The 24,360-nt window shown below is 72.5% G+C and carries 20 protein-coding genes; 10 read left to right on the top strand and 10 right to left on the bottom strand.

What is annotated here, in order from left to right:
• Positions 1-50 precede the first annotated feature (50 nt).
• Complete coding sequence (locus CUC05_RS16995; RefSeq protein WP_108667328.1) at positions 51-1,697, bottom strand: LVIVD repeat-containing protein; 1,647 nt, start codon at positions 1,695-1,697, stop codon at positions 51-53.
• A 91-nt stretch (positions 1,698-1,788) separates the two neighbouring features.
• Positions 1,789-3,597: a carboxyl transferase domain-containing protein gene (locus CUC05_RS16990; protein WP_108667327.1), complete on the bottom strand. Its 1,809-nt coding sequence runs from the start codon at positions 3,595-3,597 to the stop codon at positions 1,789-1,791.
• A gap of 81 nt (positions 3,598-3,678) precedes the next feature.
• Here CUC05_RS16990 and CUC05_RS16985 point away from each other — a divergent pair, with 81 nt between their 5' ends.
• Positions 3,679-4,575: an NAD-dependent protein deacetylase gene (locus CUC05_RS16985; RefSeq protein WP_205712396.1), complete on the top strand. Its 897-nt coding sequence runs from the start codon at positions 3,679-3,681 to the stop codon at positions 4,573-4,575.
• A 34-nt stretch (positions 4,576-4,609) separates the two neighbouring features.
• On the opposite strand, the gene CUC05_RS16980 is transcribed toward CUC05_RS16985, so the two are convergent.
• Positions 4,610-6,226 carry a cytochrome P450 gene (locus tag CUC05_RS16980; RefSeq protein WP_108667326.1) on the bottom strand — a complete coding sequence of 539 codons (1,617 nt, stop codon included), beginning with the start codon at positions 6,224-6,226 and terminating at the stop codon, positions 4,610-4,612.
• Between the two features lie 207 nt (positions 6,227-6,433).
• On the opposite strand from CUC05_RS16980, the gene CUC05_RS24810 reads away from it, so the two are divergent.
• Together CUC05_RS24810 and CUC05_RS16970 are read left to right on the top strand one after the other, a co-directional pair.
• Positions 6,434-7,354: an ABC transporter permease gene (locus CUC05_RS24810; RefSeq protein ID WP_108667325.1), complete on the top strand. Its 921-nt coding sequence runs from the start codon at positions 6,434-6,436 to the stop codon at positions 7,352-7,354.
• Positions 7,355-8,947, top strand: a complete 1,593-nt coding sequence (locus tag CUC05_RS16970; RefSeq protein WP_108667324.1) for an ABC1 kinase family protein — start codon at positions 7,355-7,357, stop codon at positions 8,945-8,947. It begins immediately after the preceding gene.
• Positions 8,948-8,966: 19 nt separating this feature from the next.
• Here CUC05_RS16970 and CUC05_RS16965 read toward each other — a convergent pair whose 3' ends face one another.
• Together CUC05_RS16965 and CUC05_RS16960 are read right to left on the bottom strand one after the other, a co-directional pair.
• Positions 8,967-9,638, bottom strand: coding sequence for a hypothetical protein (locus CUC05_RS16965; RefSeq protein WP_108667323.1), 672 nt, complete (start codon positions 9,636-9,638; stop codon positions 8,967-8,969).
• Positions 9,639-9,697: 59 nt separating this feature from the next.
• Positions 9,698-11,623 carry a CocE/NonD family hydrolase gene (locus CUC05_RS16960; protein ID WP_108667322.1) on the bottom strand — a complete coding sequence of 642 codons (1,926 nt, stop codon included), beginning with the start codon at positions 11,621-11,623 and terminating at the stop codon, positions 9,698-9,700.
• Between the two features lie 71 nt (positions 11,624-11,694).
• Between CUC05_RS16960 and CUC05_RS16955 the strand changes: the two genes are divergently transcribed.
• Together CUC05_RS16955 and CUC05_RS16950 are read left to right on the top strand one after the other, a co-directional pair.
• On the top strand, positions 11,695-12,732 hold the full coding sequence (locus tag CUC05_RS16955) for an alcohol dehydrogenase catalytic domain-containing protein (RefSeq protein WP_108667321.1): 1,038 nt from the start codon (positions 11,695-11,697) through the stop codon (positions 12,730-12,732).
• Between the two features lie 108 nt (positions 12,733-12,840).
• Positions 12,841-13,314 (top strand): hypothetical protein, encoded by a 474-nt coding sequence (locus CUC05_RS16950; RefSeq protein WP_157965681.1) that lies wholly within the window; start codon positions 12,841-12,843, stop codon positions 13,312-13,314.
• Here the strand turns inward: CUC05_RS16950 and CUC05_RS16945 are convergent.
• Entirely contained in the window at positions 13,311-15,053 is a 1,743-nt protein-coding gene (locus tag CUC05_RS16945; protein ID WP_170128044.1) for a glycosyltransferase, read from the bottom strand. The genes CUC05_RS16950 and CUC05_RS16945 overlap by 4 nt on opposite strands.
• A 111-nt stretch (positions 15,054-15,164) precedes the next feature.
• Between CUC05_RS16945 and CUC05_RS16940 the strand changes: the two genes are divergently transcribed.
• Positions 15,165-16,184, top strand: a complete 1,020-nt coding sequence (locus tag CUC05_RS16940) for a TIGR03617 family F420-dependent LLM class oxidoreductase (RefSeq protein WP_157965680.1) — start codon at positions 15,165-15,167, stop codon at positions 16,182-16,184.
• A gap of 12 nt (positions 16,185-16,196) precedes the next feature.
• Here CUC05_RS16940 and CUC05_RS16935 read toward each other — a convergent pair whose 3' ends face one another.
• On the bottom strand, positions 16,197-17,201 hold the full coding sequence (locus CUC05_RS16935) for a Gfo/Idh/MocA family protein (RefSeq protein ID WP_108667317.1): 1,005 nt from the start codon (positions 17,199-17,201) through the stop codon (positions 16,197-16,199).
• A complete protein-coding gene (locus tag CUC05_RS16930) occupies positions 17,202-17,795 on the bottom strand; it encodes an acyltransferase (RefSeq protein WP_108667316.1) in 594 nt (197 codons plus the stop codon). It abuts the gene before it with no gap.
• A gap of 124 nt (positions 17,796-17,919) precedes the next feature.
• Between CUC05_RS16930 and CUC05_RS16925 the strand changes: the two genes are divergently transcribed.
• A complete protein-coding gene (locus CUC05_RS16925) occupies positions 17,920-18,384 on the top strand; it encodes a hypothetical protein (RefSeq protein ID WP_108667315.1) in 465 nt (154 codons plus the stop codon).
• A gap of 27 nt (positions 18,385-18,411) precedes the next feature.
• Here the strand turns inward: CUC05_RS16925 and folP are convergent, their stop codons facing one another.
• Positions 18,412-19,275, bottom strand: coding sequence for a dihydropteroate synthase (gene folP, locus CUC05_RS16920; RefSeq protein WP_205712394.1), 864 nt, complete (start codon positions 19,273-19,275; stop codon positions 18,412-18,414).
• Between the two features lie 80 nt (positions 19,276-19,355).
• Between folP and CUC05_RS16915 the strand changes: the two genes are divergently transcribed.
• Positions 19,356-19,856, top strand: a complete 501-nt coding sequence (locus CUC05_RS16915) for a CarD family transcriptional regulator (RefSeq protein ID WP_108667314.1) — start codon at positions 19,356-19,358, stop codon at positions 19,854-19,856.
• Between the two features lie 63 nt (positions 19,857-19,919).
• Here CUC05_RS16915 and CUC05_RS16910 read toward each other — a convergent pair whose 3' ends face one another.
• Positions 19,920-20,621, bottom strand: coding sequence for a hypothetical protein (locus tag CUC05_RS16910; protein WP_108667313.1), 702 nt, complete (start codon positions 20,619-20,621; stop codon positions 19,920-19,922).
• An 81-nt stretch (positions 20,622-20,702) separates the two neighbouring features.
• Here CUC05_RS16910 and CUC05_RS16905 point away from each other — a divergent pair, with 81 nt between their 5' ends.
• Positions 20,703-21,407 (top strand): hypothetical protein, encoded by a 705-nt coding sequence (locus CUC05_RS16905; protein ID WP_108667312.1) that lies wholly within the window; start codon positions 20,703-20,705, stop codon positions 21,405-21,407.
• Between the two features lie 234 nt (positions 21,408-21,641).
• Positions 21,642-24,191 carry a WD40/YVTN/BNR-like repeat-containing protein gene (locus tag CUC05_RS16895; RefSeq protein WP_157965679.1) on the top strand — a complete coding sequence of 850 codons (2,550 nt, stop codon included), beginning with the start codon at positions 21,642-21,644 and terminating at the stop codon, positions 24,189-24,191.
• The last annotated feature ends 169 nt before the right edge of the window (positions 24,192-24,360 follow it).

Raw genomic sequence — 24,360 nt, 5'->3', positions numbered from 1 at the left:
GGGTGGTCAGGCGATTCGCGGCTGGGTCTGCCGCGCTCGGGGCGGGCCCTTCAGGGACGGCGGCGACGGGCGGGCAGCATGGCGGTGGCACCCAGCGCCACCGCGCCCAGGGCCAACGCGTCGGTCGGCAGCTCGGTGTGGCCTTCCAACGGCAGGACCGATCCGTCGGCGGACACGGTCACCTGCTGGCCGAGCGGCACGGAGTCGTCGACCGGGGTGCCCCAGCGGCCCCACGAGTTGCCCTCGTCGACCGCGAGCGGTTCGACGTCCTCGATGCCGTCGACCTCGATGATCCAGAGGCCACGGCCGGGGGCGTTGGTGTCCTTGCCGGCGGCGCCGTACTCGAAGGAGGAGCCGTAGACGTAGCCGTGCCACGCGTAGGCGGAGAAGAAGCCGGACTCGGCGGGCTCGAAGAACGCGTGGGAGGTGGGGGCCCCCGTCACGCCGTCGACGACGGAGGTGTAGTCGGCGATCTCGATACCTGCGTCGTACCAGCCGCCGACCATGTAGTTGGTGTCGCGGACGAAGCCGTAGAAGTGGCTGGTGCAGAACTCGCCCTCGGTGTCGGTGGGCGAGAAGGTGCCGGTCACCACTGGCAGCTCGGGCACGTCGACGTTGTAGAACCACGTCGCCCCGACGGGGTTGGCCGTCGCCTTGCCGCCGGTGCAGACGGGCTCGGGCGTGCCGGCCGCGGCGCCCGCGGTCTCGTCGCCGAGCACCAGGGTGCGCTCGTCGGGGGTGAAGCGGGAGCCGTGGTGGATGCTGATGCCGGGGTTGGGGATGACCGCGACCTCGGTCGGCAGGCGGGGGTCGGAGAGGTCCCAGATGTAGGAGGCCGTGATGCCGGCGCAGGCGTACAGCTGGCGGGTGGGGGCGATGCCGGAGTCGTGGCACCCGTCCATGGCCGAGGGCGACCAGTCGCGGATCGACTCGATGGTGATGGCCTCGGGGAAGTCGGGGGTCCCGGCCAGGCCGGTCTGTCCGGCGGCCCGCAGCTCGTCGAGCTTCCGGAGGTCGATGAAGCCCCACGGCGGGTTCACGGCGTTGAACTCCGCCATGTTCAGGTAGACCAGGCCCTCGGGGCCGTTGATGGTCAGGTTGTGCACGCCGGAGGGGATGCCGTGGTCCCTGCCGAAGAAGGCGACCAGGCGGGGGCGAGCGGGGTCGGTGATGTCGAAGACCCGCACACCCTTGTTGCCGGGAGCCTCGTCGAGGTTGTCCGGGTCGGTCGGGTCACCGTCCGCGCAGGGGCGTGCCGATCCGTCCCACACCTGGATGGCGTAGTTCTCCCAGACACCGGCGTCGGAGTGGAACCCGCCGCAGGTCGAGGCCGCCAGCAGCGCCGGGGCTGTCGGGTCGGTCACGTCGATGATCGACAGGCCGGGGACCGCGGTCCCGCCCATGACGACGATGTCCCTCGTGTCGTCGATGACCTCGCCGTCCCAGACCTGGCGGCCCTCGCGACGCTGGAACTGCATGTCGGAGGTCGCGGCGACGGGCAGGTTGGCGACGAACTCGACGTTGTCGGACTGCCGGGTGATGTCGACCTCGGCAACGTCGGTGATCGCCTCGACGTCACCGCCGATGTCGTAAGTCCCGTCCCACCAGTCGGATGCCGGGTGGGCCATGGCGGTGCCGGGGATGGTGGCGACCAGTCCGACGACGAGCAGGAGCAGTGCGAGCGCGCGAGTCCTCATGCCCCCGGGTTCGACGTCGAAGGGGGTGATTCCTGCCCGCGCCGGGGGTCAGTCCCCGCACTGCACGCGGCCGGCCATCACGAGGGGAGGGTCAGCGGGGGTCGACGAACCGTCCGCCGCGAGTCACCGGCCCGTGGGCGCGGAGGGCTGCGACGATCCGCTGCCGCGTGTCAGCCGGGTCGATCACGTCGTCGATCTCGGCAAAGGTGGCGATGTTGAGCCCCTCGGCGTTGGTGTGGGCGAGCTCGATCAGCTCCGCCTCCCGCGTGGCCCGCTCGTCGACGTCCTCGATGGCCTCGAGCTCCCGTCGGAAGCCCAGCCGGACCGCGCCCTCCAACCCCATCGGTCCGAGCTCGGCCGTCGGCCAGCCGAGGGTCAGCAGGGGCACCTTCAGGTGGCCGCCGAACATGGCCTGTGCGCCCAGCCCGTAGCCCTTGCGGGTGATGACGGTGACGATGGGCACCGACAGCGCCGCCCCGGTGACGAACAGGCGGCTGAACCGCCGCACCCCGGCGTCCGCCTCGGCCTCCGGACCGACCATGAAGCCCGGGGTGTCGCACAGCACCACGACCGGCAGGCCGTGGGCGTCGCACAGCTGCAGGTGCCTGGCCGCCACGTCGGCACCCTCGGCGTCGATGGCACCGCCCAGGTGGGTCGGCACGTTGGCGATCACCCCGACCGGTCGCCCCTCGATCCGGGCGAAGGCCGTCAGCATCCCCGGCGCGTGGGCCTCGCGCAGCTCCAGGACGCTGTCGGTGTCGGCCAGCGTCGCCAGCAGCTCGCGCATGTCGTAGACCCGCTTGCGGTTCTCGGGGACGACGTCGCGCAGCGCTGTCTGGTCGGCGCAGGACCACGTCTCCACCGTGCCCTGGGTGTAGGACAGGTAGCGCTTGGTGACCGCGACCGCCTCGGCCTCGTCGTCGACGACCACGTCGACGACGCCGTTGGCGGCCTGGACCTCGATCGGCCCGATGTCCTCGGGTGCCACGACGCCGAGGCCGCCACCCTCGATCATGGCCGGGCCGGCCATGCCCAGGTTCGACGCGCGGGTCGCCACGATCAGGTCGGCACACCCGGCCAGCGCCGCGTTGCCGGCGAAGCAGCGGCCGTTGACGATCGCCACCGTCGGAACTTGCCCCGAGAGGCGCGCGAACAGCGCGAAGGCCGCCGCGTCCAGCCACGACCCGCCGACGTTGTCGGTGTCCCCCGGACGGCCGCCGCCACCCTCGGCGAAGACCACGACGGGCAGTCCCATGCGTGCGGCCAGGGCGAACAGCCGGTCCTTCTTGGTGTGGTTGGCGTGGCCCTGGGTGCCGGCGAGGACGGTGTAGTCGTAGGCGGCCACGGCGACCTGGCTGGCGTCGGCGCCGAACAGGTCGGCGTTGACGGTCCCGATGCCGGTGACCAGCCCGTCGGCGGGGGTGCGGGCGATCAGCTCGTCGAGGTCGCGTCGGCTGCGTTGCGCCGCGATCGCGAGGCCGCCGTACTCGCTGAAGGAGCCGTCGTCGAGCAGGTCGGCGACGTTCTCCCGGGCCGTGCGGAACCCCAGCGCGTGCCGCTTGGCCACCGCGTCGGGGCGGGCGTCGTCGAGCAGCATCGCCCGTCGTCGGTGCACGGCTGCGAGGTCGGCCCGTTCGTCCTGCGTGGTGTCGGTCGGGACCGCGTCGTCGGTCGGTGCGGTCGTCGCGGGCGCGAGCGACACGAGCGCCCGGCCCACCTCCACGGTGTCCCCCGGCGCGACGAGGATGCGGTCGACGACCCCGTCGGCCGGGGCGACGACGGGCTGCTCCATCTTCATGATCTCGAGGTGGAGGAGGGTCGTCCCGGCGGTGACCGGCTGTCCCTCCTCCACCTGGAGGTGGGCGACGGTCGCGGCGATGGGGCTGGTGACTGTGGTCATGTGCACGCCCCTCTCCTACGCCACCCAGCCCCCGACGGCAAACCGATGGGGCACCGCGGAGGTGGGTAGCCTGCGATCACGATGCCGTCCGACCCCGTGCCCCGACTCGAGCTGCCCATGCCGGTGGCCGAGGGGCCGGTGCCCACCTCGAGTGTGGAGGAGCTGGCCGACGTCATGCGGGGACGGCGGACGCTGGTGCTGACGGGGGCCGGGATCTCGACCGACTCGGGCATCCCGGACTACCGCGGTGACGGTCGGTCGGCGCGTACGTCGGTACCGATCATCTACCGCGAGTTCATGGGCGACCCCGAGGCCCGGCGGCGGTACTGGGCGCGCAGCCAGGCGGGGTATCGCCATGTCGGCACGGTCGATCCCAACGACGGGCACCGGGCGGTGACGCGGCTGCAGCAGGCCGGGGTGGTCGCCGGGGTGGTCACGCAGAACGTCGACCGGCTGCACCAGCAGGCCGGCACCGTGGACGTTGTCGACCTGCACGGCCGGATCGACCGGGTGATCTGCACCAGCTGTGGTACCCGCACCCCACGGGAGGAGCTGGCCGAGCGGCTCGCAGCAGCCAACCCCGACTACGACGCCCTGCTCGACGTGGTGTCCACCCCGTTCCAGCCCGACGGCGACGCCGACGTCGCCGAGCAGCTGTTCGAGTCCTTCACCGTCGTCGACTGCCTGGTCTGCGGCGGCCTGCTGAAGCCGGACGTGGTCTTCTTCGGCGAGTCGATGCCTCGGGAACGGCGCGACCGGGCGTCGGCGTTGCTGCGGGACGCCGACGGGATCCTCGTCCTCGGATCCTCGCTGGCGGTGATGAGCGGCTACCGGCTGGTGCTGCAGGCCAGCAAGGACGGCCAGCCCGTGGCCATCCTCACCCGGGGTCCCTCACGCGCCGACCACCTGGCCGACGTCCGCCTCGACGCCCCGCTGACCCCGACCCTCCGCGCCCTCGTCGACGCGATCGGGGCCTGAGTCGGCCAGACGCGACGACCGGCACGATCCGCGGTCAGCGGGGGTGGATGACCACCGGTAGGTCGTCGGTCGGCTCGGGCAGCGCCTTCCAGCCCATGGTCGGCTCGTAACCCGGCGCCACCTCGAACCGGCGGGTCAGCAGCAGCCGGTGCCACATCGCCTTGGTCTCCAGCTGGGCGAAGGCGAACCCGATGCACTTGTGGGCGCCGGCGCCGAACGGGTAGTAGAGGTGCTTGTGCTGCTTGTGCTCCTCCCGGCCCTCCTCGAAGCGGCTCGGGTCGAAGGTGTCGGGGTCGGTCCAGTACTCCGGCAGGCGGTGGGTGGCGGGGTTCATGACCGCGATCCACGTGCCCTCCGGGATGTAGTAGTCGCCCAGCGCCGTGTCGCGGACGGCCCGACGGACCATCACGGGCACCGGCGGCCAAAGCCGCATGACCTCGTTCATCACCAGCTCGATGGCGGTGAGGGACTTCAGGTCCTCGGGGCGAAGCGGCCCGTCGCCGAGCGCAGCGGACTCGGCGTACGCCCGTTCCTGCCACTCGGGGTGGGCGGCGAAGCCCCACGCCATCATCGCCATCGCCAGCGTGGTGGTGTCGTGGGCGGCGAACCACATGAAGTTCATGTGGCGCACGATCTCCTCGTCGGTGAACGCCGAGCCGTCGTCGTCGCGCGCGTGGACCATGGCGGAGAACAGGTCGTCGCCGTCGCCGGCGCGCTTGTCGTCCAGCTGTGCACGCAGCCACCTGGTGACGTCGTCGTACCCGTTCCGCCCTCGCCCCCACAGCGTGAACGGCAGGTCCATGCGGAGGAACTCCGTCGCGGCGCGGGGCTGGGCGTGGAAGCCGGCCAGCAGGTGGTCCCGGCTGGGACGGTCGAGCTCCACGCCGAGGAACACATCGGCGGCCACGCGCATCGCCAGGTCCTTCATCCGCTGGTACAGCGTCGTGGGCCCCTCGGTCGGCCAGGAGGCATCGAGGTCGGCGGTGATCCGCCGGTCCATGCCCTCCAGGTACCCGCGCAGCCGCTTGGGGGTGAAGGCCGACTGCATGATCCGACGGTGGTCGAGGTGCTCCTGGAAGCTCAGCAGCATCAGCCCGCGGTCGAAGAACTTGCCGATCAGCTCCTGCCAGCCCTCGTTGGAGAAGTCCTTGTCGGCGTTGACGAGGATCTGCCCGGCTTCGTCGGGGCCCATCACGAACACGGCGCGGCGGCCGGCGAGGTGGGACCAGAAGACCGGGCCGAACCGGTCGTTGGACTCCATCAGCCAGCTGACCCGATCCCCCGTCAGGTCACGGAGGCACCCGAGGACCGGATCACCGGCATGGCCGGGGACCGGTCGGAGGCCGCTGCCGATGGGCGGCTCGGCCAGGGAGTGTTCGTTGGGCAGCGCCACGTCACGAGCCCACGACACCGCGGTGGAGGGGGTCACCTGTCGCATCACGTCGAGGGCATGGCCCGGCGCCTCGACCAGGAACCGGCCGGTCGCCCGAGCCCGCCGGGCGGTGTGGCGGGCGCCGTCGAGGACCCTGTCGATCGGCCCCGTGCCGATGGTCGGTGCGGCGCGCCGAGCGGATGGCGCGGTGGCCTCGGGGCCGGGGGCTCGGGACGCCGTCGTGGCGGTCGCGTCCAGCGGCGTGGTGGGGGCAGACATCGTTCGGCTCTCCTCGTGCGTGGACCACCAACGTACGGAACATCGCTTTACATATCAAGGGTATTTGTAAAGCGACTGGTTCCATGCAGGGAAGTTCTGGCAACCACGGGATCGCAACGCACTACACTCGCCGTCGATGGGTGCCCCCCGCCGGATCGGCGCCCGCTCCGCCGGCCAGTCATCGCCTGCTCGAGGGAGCGGACACAGGTGAACGCGAGGTCCTTCGCCGCTCGCCTGGTCTGGACCCTGGTCTCCATGCTGGCGTTCCTGACGGTGATGCACGCGGTGTTCTACCTGCTGCCGGGCGATCCCGTCCGGGCGCTCTTCGGCTTCCGTTCCCCCGGCCCGGAGCTGCTGTCGGAGCTGCGCGAGGCGTTCCGGCTCGACGACCCCTATCCGGTGCAGCTGGGCCGGTACCTGACCGGGCTCGTGACCGGTGACCTCGGCCCCGTCTACCGCCTCTCGCCCAACGGACTGTCCGCGTCGGGGACCACGGTCAGCGGGGTGATCTGGGCCTCCGTCCCGGCCACCCTCCGCATGGTCGGGCTCGCGGTCGTGCTGCAGACCGTCGTCGGGACCGCCCTCAGCGGCGTGCTCTCCGGGGTGTCCGGGCGTCGTGCGCTCGGGTTCAAGGCGGGGGTGTCGCTGCTGATCGCCGTGCCGTCGTTCGTCCTGGCCAGCCTGGCCCAGATCGGCGTGCCGTGGCTGGTCGACGCGCTTGGATTGCTCGCCGGCGCGGCGTTCCTGGCCGCGGTGCCGAGCGGCATGGTCGCCCTCATCGGGTACCCCCTGGTTCGCGAGACCCGGCGGTCGGACTTCGCCCGTCGGGCGTTCGCCAGCGGCATGTCGGATCGACGGGTCAGGTGGATCCACACGATGCGTCCCACAATGGGGACGATGGTGACCCTGGGCGCAGCCGAGACCGGCAACCTGCTGACCGCCGCGGTGCTGGTCGAGCCGATCCTCGGCCGGCAGGGGTTGGGGTCGGTCCTGGTCGCGGCGATGAACGCCCGGCAGGGGCCGACGATCCTCGGTGCCGTGGGGACGGCGTTCGTGCTGGTCGCCACGATGAACCTCGTCGCCGACCTGCTGACGATGCAGCTGGACCCCCGCATCGACGCGCTGTAGGTGGCGGTCCGCGACAGCCTGCCGCGGACCGTCCGCCGCACGGTCCAGCTGTCGGCGCTGCCCGTCGGATCGATCGGCGACCGCGTGGTGGGCCTGGCCCGACGGGCGGGAGGGGCGGACGCCGAGGACGTCCGGGCCGACCTTCGTCGACGCGCCGCCGATCGCATGCGGTCGGTCCTGGGTGACGCGAGGGGAGGGGCGCTCAAGGCCGGCCAGCTGCTGTCGACGGTCGACGCGTTGTTCCCCGCCGACCCCGACGCGACGTGGGCTCGAGCCCTCGCCGCGTTGCCCGCCGACAACCCTCCCCTGCCGTTCGTGCTGGTCGAGCCCGTCCTTGCCGCCGAGCTGGGCGACCGCTGGCGTCGACGGTTCGGCACCTTCGAGGAGCGTGCCGTGGCGGCCGCCTCGATCGGGCAGGTCCACCGAGCCACGTTGCCGGACGGACGCGCGGTGGCGGTCAAGGTGCAGTACCCCGAGGTGGCCGAGACGTTGCGGGTCGACCTGTCGATCGTGTCGACGATGACACGGCTGGCCTCGGCGCTGGCTCCCGGCATGGCGCTGCCGCCGCTGGTGGCGGAGATGCGCGAGCGCCTGGTGGAGGAGCTCGACTACCGCCGGGAGGCCGAGGTGCAGCGTGCCTTCGGCGCGGCGTACGAGGACGACCCCGGCGTGGTGATCCCCGCCGTGCACCTCGCCACCCGCCGCGTCCTCGTCATGGACTGGCTGGACGGGATCCCGTTCACCGCGCTGGCCACGCGACCCCCCACTCCCCCGGGTGTGTCGCCCAACGACGACGGGCAGCCGGTTCGACGACACACCGACCGGACCACCGGCCGGGACACCCCGGGTGTGTCGCCCAACGACGACGGGCAGCCGGTTCGACGACACACCGCCTGGGAAAGCGACGGCCGCCGCCCCGGCGACCCCGCCGAACCCGGCGACCCCGCCGAACCCGCCGGCCACGCCGGCCACGCCGTCGACCAGGCCACGCGGGACGCGGCCGGGCGGGCGTGGACACGGTTCCTGCTGTCGGGGCCCGAGCTGGCCGGCTGGTTGCACACCGACCCGCACCCCGGCAACTTCCGCTGGTTCCCACCCAAGGGTCCGGACACCGACCCCAACACCGACGCTGCCAACCCCGACGCTGCCAACCCCGAGTCCGGGCGGCTCGGCGTGCTGGACTTCGGGTCGGCGCTGCCGATGCCCGACGGGATGCCCCGCACGTTCGGTCGCCTGATCACGCTGCTCCGCGAGGAGGACGCCGAGGCCACGCTCGGGGGACTGCAGTCGGAGGGGTTCGTGCGGGCCGGCGCCGAGGTCGACGCGGTCAAGCTGCGCGACTACCTGGCCCCGTTCTCCGAACCGAGCCGGCACGACACCTTCACGTTCACCCCGGAGTGGCTGCGGGGTCAGTTCGGACGGCTCGGCGACCCGCGGAACCCCGACTTCGCGGTCGCCCTGCAGCTGACCATGCCGGCCGAGCACCTCTTCACCCACCGGGTCTGGCTCGGCATCGTCGGCGTGCTCTGCCGGCTGGGCGCGACGATCGACATCGAGGCCGACGTGCGGCGGTGGCTGCCCGGCCTGGAGTAGTCGACCGGACCGGCCGGCGTCAGGTCCACAGGCCGGGGCGCCCCTCCTCGACCCAGCGGTACAGCAGGTCGCGTCCCGCGAGCTCCGCGTCCACCTCGGACCGCGGCAGGCCGTCACGGAACTGCTCGATGTGCCGCAGCTCGTGACCCAGCACGAAGACGATGTCGTCCTCGGGCAGGTCGATCCACGTGGGGCCGGCCGTCTTGGCCCGGTGGTAGGTCCGCTCGGCCGGCAGCTGCCCCTCCGCCACCACCTGCGGCACCTTCAGGGTGACCAGGTACCGCGTGCCCGCCGGGACGCTCCTCGGGAACGGGACCCCGTCGTAGGCCCGGCCGCTGACCCAGTACCGCGTGCGGTCCAGCGGCACGATCCGGCTGCCGCCACGGCACAGCTCGAGGTCACGCTTGCGGCGGTAGAGGTGGCCGGGACCGACCGCTGCCCCCTCGACGTAGGACTCGTCGGCGTTGTGGCGCAGCGGACAGTCCGGCCGCCAGCACTGGGTGAACCAGACCCGCTTGATCCCGTGGCGCTTGACGTTGATCGCCACCCCCGAGAGGTCCGTGGCGACCATGTCCAGCGCCGCCCCGACCACCCGGTCGACGTCGACGGGGAGGGTGCGGACGACGCTGAGGTGGGGGCCGGCCGACGAGCGGCCGGCCGAGCCGATCGAGGGTCGAGATCCGGTTGCCATGCCTGCACCCTGTCACGACCCTGTGACGCCCGCCGCAGAACTCGCGGCGGGCCTGTGGACTACGGCTTCTCCCAGTCGACGAAGACCTGCTGGTCCGACGCCACGTCGACCAGCGGCAGGTGCAGCACCGACCCGTCGAAGTCCTCGCCGCCGAGGTGGACGCTGGTGAACCCGGCGGGGTTGCCGGGGAGCGCCCAGACCACGTTGGAGGACTGCAGGATCATGCCGATGCGGTTGCCGGCCGGGACGATGTAGTCCTCCGGCAGGAACTCGACGTCGGCGCGGATCATCCCGTTGGGTGCGTCGGCCCGGGACTCCAGCCCCTCGCGGTAGTCGAGGTTGAGGAAGCCACGCTGGATGGTCTTGTACCGGCCGCTGGGGTCGATGTCGACCAGGACGGGGGTGATGTGGGTGCCGGAGACCGGTCCGAGGAGGGAGAAGTACCCCTCCAGCTCGGCGGAGCCGGCGATCCGGACGGCCTGCGTCAGCGGCGTGGTCGAGAACGCCAGGGAGTAGTAGCCCTGCCCGCCGAGCACATCGGCCTTGTTGCCGTCGTTGGACCAGGGGTCGGTGCGGGAGATCTCCTCCGTCGACGTGCCCGTGTCCAGCCACCCGGAGGTCGCGCCGTAGCTGCCCGAACGACCGGCAAGCGGTCCCTCGTGGGCGTTGGTGTAGGACAGCTCGCCGACCTCGCCGGTACCGGGGCCGGGGACGCACACGGGGGTGCAGTCGAGGTCCTGCTCGTAGGTGCGGTTGAGGAACAGCGAGGTGGTCTGCGTCGTGGCCGGCGGCCAGGTCTCGGAGAACGCCACGGTGCTGGCACCCGACGTGGTCTCGGTCTGCGACCGGACGTGGGGGTACTGCTCGACCCGGGCGGCCCCCGCGGCGGCCGCGGCACCCTCCAGCAGGTGGGCGCGCCAGAAGTTGTCGCGCAGGTCGGTGTAGCCGTCGCCGCTGCCGTTGGCGTGCCGGGCCTGCGTCATCCACAGGCGGAGGTCGAAGCCGTTGCCCTCGACCACGTCGGGGGTGGTGGGGTCGTCGGCGTGGGGGGCCAGCGCCTCGTACAGGTACGTGGCCTCGTACTGCTTGACGTTGTAGTCGTTCCACCCGTGGACGATCAGGGTGTTGGTCGTCCAGTCCTCGGCGTGGGTGGTGAAGTCCCGCTCGACCCAGAAGTCGGTGTAGTCGGGGTTGCGGCTGTAGGCCTGCATCTCGTGCTCGACGGCGTCGCACTCCGCCGCACGGTCGGTGATCGACTCGGGCTCGTCGGTGTGGACGGTGTCGCCGAAGCCGTGGTCGAACAGCAGCGGGGTGTCGAAGCCCTCGTCGGTCGCGGACTCGGAGTTGAGGAAGAAGCGGGCGCCGTTGGAGTAGGCGTAGCCGTACCAGTGGCTGATCGCAGCGATCGGCACGATGGCCTTCAGCGGCGTGGTGCCGTCGGCGTCGATGGAGGTGCCGCGCTCGTCGGTCCACATGTCACGCGGGGCACCAGCGACCATGTTGGCGGTGGTGCCGTCGTAGGAGACGCCGGTCAGGCCGACCCGCCCGTTGCTCCACGTCAGGACGTTGCCGTCGCGGTCGGGGATGTCACCGGCCAGGAACCGGATCGCGTCGACGCCGGCCTTCTGCTCGTTGTATCCGCCGTAGTCCCAGCAGCCGGTGGACCCGCGGGTGCCCAGCACGTCGATGGACGCCTCGGCGATGCCCTCGGCGATCAACCCGTTGCCGACGACCGTGCCGGTGCCGGCGGGGTCGCCCAGGGTGTTGTAGGGCGACATGGACGCCTTCACGCCCTGGCCCGCGGCGTCGAAGCTGTCGTTGCGACGCACCTCGACCCGGATGTGCTCCGTGGTGCCGTCGGGCAGCGTGGTCGGCACGTAGTGCACCGAGGTGACGGTCGCGGCCGAGGACGGCAGCGCCGGGAGCACGAGGAGGGACAGCATGGCGACGCCAGCGAGGAGGACACGAACGGGACGAGAGCTCATGCGCCTACTGTTCGCGGTCGACCGGCCGGATTCCTGCTGACCGGTGGGACGAACGAGGAGGAGGAACGACGGTGCGCGGAGTGGTGTTCGAGGAGCCCGGACGGGTCGTGGTGGGGGAGGTGCCCGATCCGCAGGTGCTCGAGGCAACGGACGCGGTGATCCAGGTGACCCGCGCCGGTCTGTGCGGGTCGGACCTGCACCCGTGGACCGGCGCGGAACCGGCGGGATCCGGCGTCGTGTGTGGGCACGAGGCGACCGGACAGGTAGTGGCCGTCGGCGACGACGTCCGGACCGTCGCGCCGGGGGACGATGTCATCGCGTGCTTCACCACCTCCTGCGGTCGATGCGGTCCGTGTCGCGAGGGGCTGACCGCGAGGTGCGTGCACGGCCAGCTGTTCGGCTGGGGTCCGCCCGACAACCCGGCCGGCGGGTTGCACGGCGGGCAGGCGGAGCTGCTGCGAGTCCCGCTGGCGGACGGCACGCTCGTCCCCCGACCGACGGGGATCAGCGCCGACGCCGCGGTGCTGCTGGCCGACAACATGCCGACGGCCTGGTACGCCGCCCGGCGGGCCGAGGTCCTGCCGGGAACGCGAGTCGGGGTCATCGGCCTGGGTGCGGTGGGCCTGTGCGCCATCGCCGCCTGCCGGGCGCTCGGTGCAGCCGAGGTCGTGGCGGTCGACCCCGTGCCGTCCCGCCGTGCCGCGGCCGACCGCCTCGGGGCAAGGACCACCACCCCCGACGACGCGGCGCTGGCCGACACCGGGCTGGACGCGGTGATCGAGGCGGCCGGCCCGTCCGCAGCACAGCGGCTTGCTGCCAGCATGCTCCGTCCCGGCGGCGTGGTGTCGATCATCGCCGTGCAGACCGCCGAGGCGTTCGGCATCTCCCCGGTGACCGCCTACGACCGCAACCTGACGATCCGGGCCGGGCGGGCGCCGGTCAGGGCGGTGCTGGAGGAGGTGCTGCCGGCCATCGTCGACGGCCGCCTGCAGCTCCCGGTCGAGGAGGTCGTCACCCACCCCCGCCTGCCGCTCGCGGACGCGCCCGACGCCTACGCCCGGTTCGCCGCCCGCGAGGAGGGGATGGTCAAGGTCACGTTCGCACCCTGACCGCCGCGGTGAACCGCGCGAGCGGACGGGCATCGGATGGACGGTCGGCCCGGCGGCGTGTCCCCGGCGACGGATACGATCGTGTGCCCGATCCGACCGGAGTTCCCCATGCGAGCCGTCCCCGCCATGCCGACCGACCTGACGCTCGCGCTGGCCGATGCAGAGGGCCGCTGCATGGACGCCCACGGGGATGCCGCCGAGGTGCTGCTGCAGATGCTGGGCAGGCTCGTGGCCAGGCACCACCCCGACGCGACGGGGCTGGCCGTGACCAACCCGCCGCAGCGGTCCGGCTGGCACGTCGTGTCCATCGTCACCGGTCACGGGTCGGTGCCGGCAGGCCTGCCGGTCGGTGAGCAGGACCCCTCCGAGGCGCGCTGGGTTGCCGGTCAGCTCGACGTGCTGGTCACCCGCCTCGACGACCACCTGCGCGCGGTCGGCCGCACGCTGCCGGTCGACGACCCCAACGGCGGTCGACACCTCCCCCTCCCCGGCATGGAGGCCCCGACGCTGCTGCTGACGCTCGACATCGCCGCTCCCGCGCCCCGCACCTCGGCCGGCCCCACCCTCTTCGCCGCCAGCTAGGCCTGCTCGGGTCGGGCCGACAGCTCGGCCAGCAGGTCATCGGCGTCCTGTCGCACGGCGGGGTCGACGTGGCCCAGCGACAACCCGTGGGCCAGCACCTCGCGCGCGGCGTCCCGCTCGCCATGCGCACCGAGCGCCCTGGCCATGGCCACGCCCCGCGCCGGCGTGGTCACGGCCGACAGCACCAGCAGCTCCAGCGCCGCAGGTGCCAGCTGGCCCACCAGCCCGAGCAGGTCGCCGAACAACGGCGGATCGAGGACAGCGGCGACGGCCTCCACCCCGTGGCGCCCGCGATCGTCGTCGAACAGCTCGACCAGTACCGCCGCGCTGAGCAGCCGGTCGGTGGCACCCAACGTTTCGCTCGTGGCTCGGCTCGCGAGCGGACAGTGGGCGGACAGGCCGGCGGCGCGGGCGCGGGCGGACCACTTGACGGCCTGCTCCAGGTGCAGGTGGTCGGCCACCAGCGGCGCGAAGGCCACGGTCAGCGCGCTGCCGGGGTACGCGTCGTCGAGGACCTCCAGGAGCGCCGACACACCCGGTCCCGGATCGGCGGCGAGCTCGGCCAGGACCAGCCGGCAGCGGTCGACGTCACCCTCCGGGTCCAGCAGCGCGGCCACCCGCTCGAGCTGCCCCAGCTGGTGGTACCCGGCCACCAGCTGCGGCCAGATCCGCATCGCCCCCTCACCGGCCGCCTCCAGCAGGTGGGCGACCCCCTCCTCGGTCCGCCCGGCGGCCAGCAGCGCCGAGCCGAGGTCGGCCCGGACGCGCTCGGCGGCCGGCCCCACCCCATCGTCGTGCGGCACGACCCCGCCGTTGCCCTCCGCCGCGGCCAGCGCCCGCTCGTAGGCCGCCACGAAGGCGTCGGTCCGGCCGAGCGCCACCAGCACCTCGGCACGAAGCACGTCGACCGCGCCCTCGAACCGCGACGCGGCACCGAGCTGATCCACCCACGTCAGCGCCTCGGTCGCCCGCTCGAGGCGGACCAGCGTGGCCGCGCCGTGGGCCAGGGCCGTCCGGCGGGTGAACCCGTCATCGGCCGCCCGCGCCTCCTCGAACCGCACCAGGGCCTCCTCGAGCCGGCCGGCCGCAGCCAGCGTCCGGCCCAGGTCGACGACGCCGCGCAGCCCGGCGCCCTCGGCGATCGCAGCCTCGCAGATGCGGATGTTGCGCTCGGTCTTGCCCCGCTCCTCCACGATCCGCTGGATGTAGCCCCAGTGGCCGATCGTGATCAGCGACGTGCGCTCCACCTGCAGCGACGCGTCCGGACGGACGGGCCGGACCTCCTCGTGCAGCCGACCCTCGTAGCGGACCCGGCGTCGCCGCAGCACCCGCAGGCTCTGGTGGGACATGCCCACCGTGCCGACGTCGTCGCGGTAGCTGTCGACGGTGACCTGGAGGGCGTCCGCCCGCGACCGGCGCAGCGTCCGTCGCAGGCCGGCCACGTCGTGCACGAACAGCACCTCGTCGGCATCGACGATCACGGCCCAGCGGCCGACGCAGTGGTCCAGCACCTCGTTGCGCGATCGGCCGAAGTCGTCGTGCCACGTCCCCTCCACGACCCGTGCGCCGGTCGCGCGAGCCAGCGCGACGGTCCGGTCGGTCGACCCGGTGTCCAGCACGACGACCTCGTCCACGACCTCCTGCAACGAGGCGAGGCAGCGCTCGATGACCGCCTCCTCGTCGCGGACGATCAGGGCGGCGGACAGCAGCGGTGCAGGAGGTGGCGACGTGCGGGCCATGCCAGCAGTCTCCTCGGCAGCCCCGCCGTCCACGTGAGGCAACCCCGTTCGCACGAGTGACCCCGGCGACGAACCCGTGATCCGACACAACGGTCCTCTAGCGTGTCGCCCGTGAAGCTCGACACCATCACCTACGGCCATCCGCTCCGCGACATCGGCGAGGTGGTCCGCAACGCCGAAGCCCGGGGTTATGACGCCTGGTTGACCTCGGAGGTCCAGTACGACCCGTTCCTGCCCTGCGCGGTGGCGGCCGTGGCGACGGACCGGATCCAGCTGGGCACGGCGATCACCGTCGCGTTCGCGCGCAACCCCATGACCGTCGCGCAGTCGGCGCACAACATCCAGCAGGCGTTGGGTGACCGGCCGTTCCTGCTGGGCCTCGGCTCCCAGATCAAGCCGCACATCACCAAGCGGTTCTCCCAGGACTGGCCCGACCGTCCGGCCGCGGCCATGCGTGAGTTCGTCCAGGCCCTGCATGCCATCTGGTCCTGCTGGAACGACGGGGAGGAGCTGGCGTTCCGCGGCGAGTACTACACCCACTCGATCATGACGCCCATGTTCACGCCGCCTCCGAACACGGTCACCCCGGAGGTGTGGCTGGCTGCCGTCGGGCCGGGCATGACGCGCGTCGCCGGCGAGGTCGCCGACGGCATCCTCTGCCACGGGTTCACGACGGCCACCTACTTCACCGAGACGACCCTCCCGGCGGTGGAGGAGGGCGTCGCCCGTGTGGAGGGCCGGACCCGCGAGGACGTCGAGGTCGTGCTGCCGCCGTTCGTGATCACCGGCTACACCGACGAGCAGCGGGCGGGCGCCCGGCAGGCGGTGCTGCAGCAGATCGGCTTCTACGGCTCGACCCCCGCGTACCGGCCGGTGCTGGAGGCCCACGGCTGGGGCGAGCTCGGCGAGGAGCTGCACCGCCTGTCGCGCTCCGACGGGTGGGGCCGGATGCCGGCGATCATCGACGAGGAGGTCGTCGACGCCTTCGCGATCGTCGCCGACCCCGACGTGCTCGGCGAGGCCATCGTCGAACGGTTCGGGGGCGCGGCAGACCGCATCCAGCTCGGCGAGGCCTACGGCCTGTCCGACGCGCACCTGGACCGTGCCCGGGAGGTCCTCGCTGACGCGTGACCGCCGGACGGGTCAGGCGGTGGTCGGCTCGTCGTCCTCCAGGTAGCTGGTGACCCCCTCGCGGGCGGACAGTCGCATCGCCTCGGCCACCCGCACGGCCGCCAGGCCCTCCCGCATCGTGACCACGGCCGCCGGCTCGCCGAGCACGGCGTCACGGAAGGCCAGCATCTCCGTCATCAACGGTTCGGGCTTGGGGATTGAGTAGCGGATCACGTCGCCCTCCGACACCCCGCGGAAGCGCGTCAGCTCCTCCCACTGGTTGAGCTCCGAGCCGTTGGCGTGGAAGGTCAGGTCAGCGGTCACCGTGTCGGCGATCAGCGCGCCGGCCTCACCCAGCGCGACGATCTCGCGTTCCTTGTAGGGCGACAGCCAGTTCACGAGGTGGTTGGTGACGGTGCCGTCGGCCAGCACGCCGGTCGCCGCGACCAGGTCCTCGTGGGGGCGCCCCGTCTTGTGGGCGGTCCGCGCGCTGATGGCAGCCACCGACGATCCACCGACCCAGGCGGTCAGGTCGACGTCGTGGGTCGCCAGGTCGAGGATCACGCCGACGTCCTTGATGCGAACGGGGAACGGCCCCTGGCGGCGGGTGGCGATCTGGTACAGCTCGCCGAGGAGCCCCTCCTCCAGCTTCGTCCGCATGGCCTGCAGGGCCGGGTTGAACCGCTCGATGTGGCCGACGGCACCGACCAGCCCCGCGGTCTCGAACGCCTCGGTGATCCTCGTCGCGGCGTCGAGGGTGTGGGCCAGCGGTTTCTCCACCAGGGTGGGGACCCCCGCCCCGGCCAGGCGCATCGCGACCTGCTCGTGGTGTTCGGTCGGGGCGGACAGCACCGCCATGTCCAGCCCGCCCTCGATCAGCTGCTCGTCGCTGATGAACACCCGTCCGCCCTGAGCGGCGCCGTGCGGATCACCCGACGGGTCGGCCACCCCGACGAAGTCGACGCCCTCCATGGCCCGCAGCACCCGGACGTGGTGGCGCCCCATTGTCCCAAGCCCGATGACACCCGCCCGGAGCATTCAGTCCTCCGCGGCCATCGTGCCGTGGGTCGCGCGGTGGCCGACGCCGTCCTCCCGGCACACCCAGCGGCCGTCGTCGTCGGGGTCCTGCTGCAGTCGGCCGCCGCAGGCGCAGACCCAGCCGAGCTGTCGTGCCGGCACCCCCGCGACCAACGCGTGGTCCGGCACGTCGCTGGCGACCGTGGCACCCGCCGCGACCATCGCCCAGCGCCCCACGGTGACGCCGGCCACGACGATGGCGCCGGCGCCGATGGCCGCACCGTGACGGATCGTCACCCCGGCCGCAGCCCAGTCCGCGCCACGCTTGAGCGTGCCGTCGGGTGCGATCGAACGCGGCCGCAGGTCGTTGGTCAGGATCGCCGCCGGACCGATGAAGACACCGTCCTCCAGCGAGGCGGGTGCATACACCAGCGCGTTGTTCTGCACCTTGCAGCGGTCGCCGAGCACCACGCCGGTGTCGATGAACGCGCCGCGGCCGATGATGCACTCCTCGCCCAGCCGGGCCCCGTCACGGACCTGGGCGAGGCCCCACACCATGGTGCCCTCGCCGATCTGGGCGTCCTCGGCGACGGTGGCTGCTGGGTCGATCCGCATGGTCGCCGGATCCTACGCCGACTCGCCCGACGACCGACGGACGGCGAACGGTCGCAGCCCGATGCTGCGCCAACCTTCGTTGAGGAAGGAGGAGTGCGGTGCCCGCTTGGCGAACAGACCGTCCATGCGCCTCATCATCCTCGCCCTGTCCGTCCTCACCGTCCTTGCCGTGGCCATTCCCGCCACGGCCGATCCTGTCCTGAACGGTCCCTGCGCCAACCCCAACGGGCTTCCCGTGGTCACGACGGCCACGGGTGTGACCGCTGACGTGGAGACCCCCTGGGGCGTGCTCGGCGTCGGCGAGGCGCTGTCCGGCGGCACCTACCTCGTCGACCTGGAGGGCGTGGAGGTCGGCCTCAAGAAGACCGTGAACGTGACCCTCTCGTGGACCAACGGCATCTTCGACGAGCTGACGGACTACGACATGGTCATCGGCGGCACCACCTACGACGCGTCGGACACCACCGAGACCGCCAGCCTGTCCATGGGACACTGCAAGACGATCTCCGTGGACGAGGTCTACTCCTTCACGGGCACCCCCGCCGACAGCCTCACCCTCGACCTGTCGATCAGCAGCTTCTCCTTCTAGGTCTCGGCGTCCCTCCGGGCGCCGGCCTCACGCCAGCCCACGGACCGTCCGCAGCGGGTCGCGCCAGCCGAGGATCACCTCGGCCATGCGCACCGCGCGGACGGTCCGCTGCGTTTCGTGGACCCGCACCATGCGGGCCCCCAGGGTCATGCTGACGACCGCCGCCCCGATGGACGCGTCGACGCGTTCCTCCAGCGGCAGGTCCAGCGACTCGCCGATGAAGTCCTTGTTTGACAGGGCGACGAGCACCGGCCGGCCGAGCTCGGCCAGGACCGGCAGGTTCCTGGTGACCTCCAGGGAGTGGAGGGTGTTCTTGCGGAAGTCGTGGCCCGGGTCGACGACGATCCGGTCGCGGTCGACCCCGGCCGCGACGGCCTCCTCGAGCAGCCGGGCGAGCTCGTCGCGGACCACCGTCGTCACGTCGGGGTGGTAGTGGTTGCGCATCGGCCGCTGGCGGATGTCGCCGCCGGAGTGCATGACCACCAGGGCGGCGTCGTGCCGTGCGACGACGCCGGCAAGCGCCGGGTCCGAGAGGCCCGAGGTGTCGTTGATCAGGTCCGCCCCGGCCGACAGCGCCGCGTCGGCCACCTCCGCCCGGAACGTGTCGATCGACAGAGGAGCGTCGCTGCGACGACGGAACGCCTCGACGAAGGGGACGATGCGGTCGAGCTCGGCGGCGGTGTCGACGTCCTCGCCCGGCCCTGCCTTGACGCCGCCCACGTCGACGAGGTCGGCCCCCTCCTCCACCTGGGCCAGGGCATGGTCCACCGAGGCATCGAGGGCGTAGGTGGCGCCGCGGTCGTAGAACGAGTCGGGTGTCCGGTTGACGATCGCCATGACCGCCATGCGGCGATGCAGGTCGAGGGTGGTGGCGCCGAGTCGCAGCAACATGCGCCGCATCCTGCCAGTTCAGCCTGTTTCCGGCGGCGCCAGCGGAGCGAACCGGCGGTCGCGCCGTAGGTTGGGAGGGTATGGCTCTCGAACCCGGCGACGACGTCGTCCACTCCATCCACGGTCCCGGCCGTGTCGTGGCGGTGCAGATGCGCGACACCCCTGACGGCCCCGTGGAGTACGTCACCATCGAGGTGGGCGACATGCGCATCCTCATCCCCACCAGCGAGGTGGAGGCGGTCGGCGTCCGGGACCCCATCAGCGAGGAGGACGCCGAGGCGATCCTCGAGCTGCTCGCCGAGGACCCCCTGAAGGACCCGGGTCACTCGGCCCGGCGACGGCGCAACCAGAAGCGACTGCTCGACGGCGACGCCGAGGCGCTGGCCAAGATCGTCCGCAGCCTGCAGGCGCTCCGCGAGGACCGCGACAAGCCGCTGGCCATGCGCGACAAGGACCACCTGCGGTCGGCCACCGCGAAGCTCGCCGGCGAGCTGGCCATCGCGCTGAAGGTCACCGAGGAGGAGGCGACGGCGCTGATCGAGCGCGCCACCGCCACCGACGAGGCCGACGCAGAGGCCTGACCCCCGGCCCCGGACGACGAACGGCCGACCCCGAGGGGTCGGCCGTCCTGCTGTCGGGGTCGGTCAGCCGGCGGTGACGGTGATGGTCCCGGACCCCATGTGGGTCTCGTAGGGGATCGTGGTCGTGCCGAACAGGGCGGTGGCCCCGTCGTAGGTGAAGGTGGCACCGCGGGGCATGCCGGAGGCCGGGCCCTCGCCGGAGGAGAACTTCTCGCCACGGACGAAGCCGTACTCGTCGGTGTCGTTGACGAAGACCAGGCGCTGGCCGGACCGGATCTCGACGTCGAGGTCGCCGCTGAGCAGGACCTGCTGCGCCTCGAAGCCGGCGTAGTCGAAGGGCACGTTGCCGCCCGACGCGGGGTAGATGGTGGCGTGGGTCGATCCGAGCGGGATGATCCCGGACTCGCCGTCGATGCCGGTGCCGACGAACTCACCCGATGCCGTCGGGGTGGCGTTCAGCCCGCCCGGGTCGGAGTAGAAGATGATGTCGAGGTCGGCGTCGACGCTGGAGGTCAGCTCGAAGGTGCCGCCGACGGTCGCGGGGTCGACCTCGAAGAACCAGCTGACGACGCCCTGCGCCTCGGGGCCGACGAACATGGCGGAGCGGGTGTGCCGGGTCACCGGCAGCGCGGCCTTGGTCGGGTTGGGCACGAGGACGGAGCCGGAGATGGCCTGGGCCACCGCGGGCTCGACGCCAGCGGATGCCGGCACGGCGACCATCGCCGAGAGGAGGGCAGCGGCCAGGAGGAGTCGGATGGTTCGCATCTGTCGACCTTTCGTGAATCGGGTTCGGTTCCACGTTCGACGTCACCCACGTCCACTCCTTCCGGCACCTCGGCTACCGTCGTGACCGTGCTCGTCGTCGCCATCCCCTCCACCGCCCTCGTGCTGCCGTCGGTCCGGACCGGCGACGATCCGGCCATCCACGGCATGCGCGACGAGGTCGCCCGCGTCCTGGCCGACGTGACGGGTGTGGTGGTCGTGCTGGCCGCGGACCCGGCAGCCGTCGACGGGGCCGTGCGCCTGCACCCGCCGGGCGGCGACGTCCACCTCGGCGGGCTGGGCCTGCCGGAGGTGACGGCGCGGGTCAGCGGACGGCCACCGGGCCTCCCCGGGGTCGACGTCCACCCGGGGGCCGACCTGTCGGTGCTGGCCTGTGCGGTGAGTCGGCTGGAGGTGGTCCGGTCGGTCATCGCGGTCGGTGTGCCGTCCTCGGGTGCCGGGGCCGACGACGTGGCTGACTGGGTTCGGAGCACGGCCGACGTCGATGCGCTGGTGGTCGCGGGAGACCTGTCGGCGGGGCACGGCCCCAAGCCGCCCCGCCCCTCGGTCGGCGAGCAGCGTGCCGCGGCGTACGACCACGCCGTCGTCGCGGGTGTACGGGCGGGGGTGCTCGAACCCGAGCTCGTCGGCGACGCCGAGGAGGCTGCGGCTCGCGGCGTCCCCGCCCTGGCCGTCGCCGTCGCCCTGGCGGGCCCGGCCGAACGCGTCACCCATCAGGTCGTCGACGGCGTGGGCAGCCTGGTCGCCCGCTGGCCCACCCCGGCCTGAACGGCTCGACACGATCGGCTCGGCCGGCCCCGCCCGCCGGTCCGCGCGATCGGGGCGGGGCTGCCGGGCCGTCCGCCGGTCGGCGCGATCGGGGCCTGCATCGCCCCCGGACGATGATCGGCACGATCGGCGCGGCCAGGCCGCCCACCGGTCGGCGCGATCGGGGCCTGCATCGGCCCCGGACGATGATCGGCACGATCGGGGAGGTGCTGCCGGCAGGAGTTCCGGCCGGCCGTGGCGAACACCCCGAGCATGCAGAGCCTCCTCTCCCCCCGTCGTCCGCTGACGGCGCTGGCCGCCATCACGCTGCTGGTGCTCGGACTGGTCGTCACGACCCTCCTCCCCCGCGGTCAGACAGCACCGCTGGCCGACCCGCGGCTGGAGCTGCCGCCCCTCCAGGCACCGGGTGAGTGGTTCGACTCCCAGCGTGGTGTGGAGGGGGCGAGCATCGACTACGCCGGCACGCTGGCGGAGTCCGCCGCGATCGCCGACCGCACGCGGGCGGTCAACCCGGCGGTGGCCGACCTCGAGTGGGACCTGCTCGGCCCGACCGAGATCGGCGGCCGCGTCGTGGACCTCGCGCTGGTGCCCGGTCGTCCCAACGAGGTCTGGGTGGCCACGGCCTCCGGTGGCGTGTGGCACTCCGCCGACGCGGGCACGACCTACAGCCCACGGTGGGACCCCGAGCTGACCCAGGCGCTGGGCGCCATGGCCGCCGGACCGGACGGGACGCTCTACGTCGGCACCGGCGAGGCCAACCCCGGCGGCGGCTCGGTCGTCTACGGCGGCACCGGCCTGTACGTCTCCCGTGACGACGGCGCCAGCTGGCAGCTGTCCGGCCTGCCCGACTCGGGCGCGTTCGGTCGGATCGTGGTGGACCCCAACGACGGCGACACCGTCTACGCGGCCGCGGCCGGCGACCTGTTCGTGCCCGGTGGGGAACGCGGCCTGTACCGCTCGCCCGACGCCGGTGACACCTGGGAGCTGATCTTCCCGCAGGCCGACACCGCCCTGCCGAACCGCGAGACCACGGGCGCGGTCGACGTCGCCATCGACCCGAGCGACTCCGACCGGATCCTCGTCGCGATGTGGGACCACTACCGCACGCCCGAGAAGCGCGTCTACGCCGGACCCGGTTCGTCGGTGTGGCTGACCGAGGACGGCGGCACCACCTGGATGCACGTCACCGACATCGCCCTCGGCGAGGGCGACCGGACCCGCAACGACCTCGAGGACCGGCTCTACACCCCGGAGGAGGAGACCGGCCGCATCGGCCTGGCCTTCGCCCCCTCCGACCCCAGCCGCGTGTACGCGATGATCGCCAACACCCTCGACGGCACCCACGGCGCGTGGTTCAGCTCCGACGACGGCGGGCGGTCGTTCACCCGCAGCGAGCCGTTCGGGCTGGCCGCCAACAACTCCTCCTACGGCTGGTGGTTCGCCCGGATCTTCGTCGACCCCCTGAACGCCGACCACCTGTACGCGGCCGGGCTGGAGGTCATCGAGTCCCTCGACGGCGGCTCGACGTTCCTCCCCCAGTCCAACACCACCGCCCTGGTCGTCACGGGCGCCAACCAGGCCATCGTGCACTCCGACCAGCACACGATGGTGTGGTCGCCGGACGTGCCGGGGCTGGTCTACCTCGGCAACGACGGTGGGGTGTACCGCTCGGCCGCCAACGGTGCGGCAGGCACGTGGGTGACCGGCGCCTCGCAGGGCTGGACCCAGCACTACTCCGTCGACGTCGACGAGCAGACCGCCCAGTACGTCGTCTCCGGACTGCAGGACAACCTGTGCATGCACCACGTCGGTGACGTCGAGGCCGGCAGCGCGGCGTGGATGAAGTACGGCTTCTGCGGTGACGGCATCGTGACGCGCGTCGACCCGGGCGATCCGTCGACGACGTACTACTGCTCGCAGTACGGCGGCTGCGGTCGGGCGAAGGGCGGGGCGCCGCTGCTGGTCGGCGGCATGCGCATGCCGAGCGACCGCTACGGCTGGCTGGCCGACATCCAGTTCGACCCCAACAACCCCGACACGATCTACACGGCGGGTGCACAGCTGCATCGTTCGACCAACGAGGGCACCGCGTTCAGGACCATCTCCGGGGACCTGTCGTCGCAGCCCGAGCAGACCGACCCCAACAGCGGCTACCGGCTGCGCGGCGTCGTGACGACCATCGCGACCCACCCCGACGGCAACACCGTCTGGGTCGGAACCGACGAGGGCCGGCTGTGGGTCACCCATGCCGCCTCGACCCTGCCCGCGGTCGGACGTGGCGTGCCGCAGGACAGCAGCGGCGGCTGGACGCTGGTCGACGACGGCGACCCCACCACCACCGACGACAACGATGGCGACCTCGGGCTGCCCGAGCGCACGTGGATCACCTCCGTCACCGCCGACCCGGCCGACCCGACGGGCAACAGCGCGTGGGTGGCCTACTCGGGCTTCCGCCAGGGCGAGGAGGGGGCACAGCTGTTCCGCACGACCGACGGCGGCGCGACGTTCACCGACGTCTCGGGTGACCTGCCGGGCGCACCGATCAACGACGTGATCCTCATCGACGGCGACCCGGCCGTGGCCACCGACGTCGGCGTGTTCATGTCGACCGACGACGGCACGTCGTGGCTGCGGGTCGGCGACCTGCCGGCGGTGCCGGTGCTGGAGCTGCGCCACCACGTCGGGACCAACACCCTGACCGCGGCCACGTTCGGCCACGGCATCCGCCGGACGACCCTGCCGGGCGAGCAGGCGGGCGGTCTCGGACTCCCGCTGCACGACTGACGATCGTCGGCCCAACGCGTCAGGCCCCGGTCACACGGGCCGGGGCCTGACGCGTCGGGTGAGCCCGAGGGCCGCGGCCGGCTCGGCCCGACGGGCCCCGTGTGCGATCAGCCTCCCTTGCGGCTGGGGATGCCACACGGAGGACGCCGACGGGTGGGATCCCCTCCCC

Origin of the sequence: Euzebya rosea (assembly GCF_003073135.1) — a bacterium.
Taxonomy (GTDB): Bacteria; Actinomycetota; Nitriliruptoria; order Euzebyales; family Euzebyaceae; genus Euzebya; species Euzebya rosea.
The sequence above is the reverse complement of the archived record's forward strand: the minus strand, read 5'-3'. Positions and strand labels throughout refer to the sequence as shown.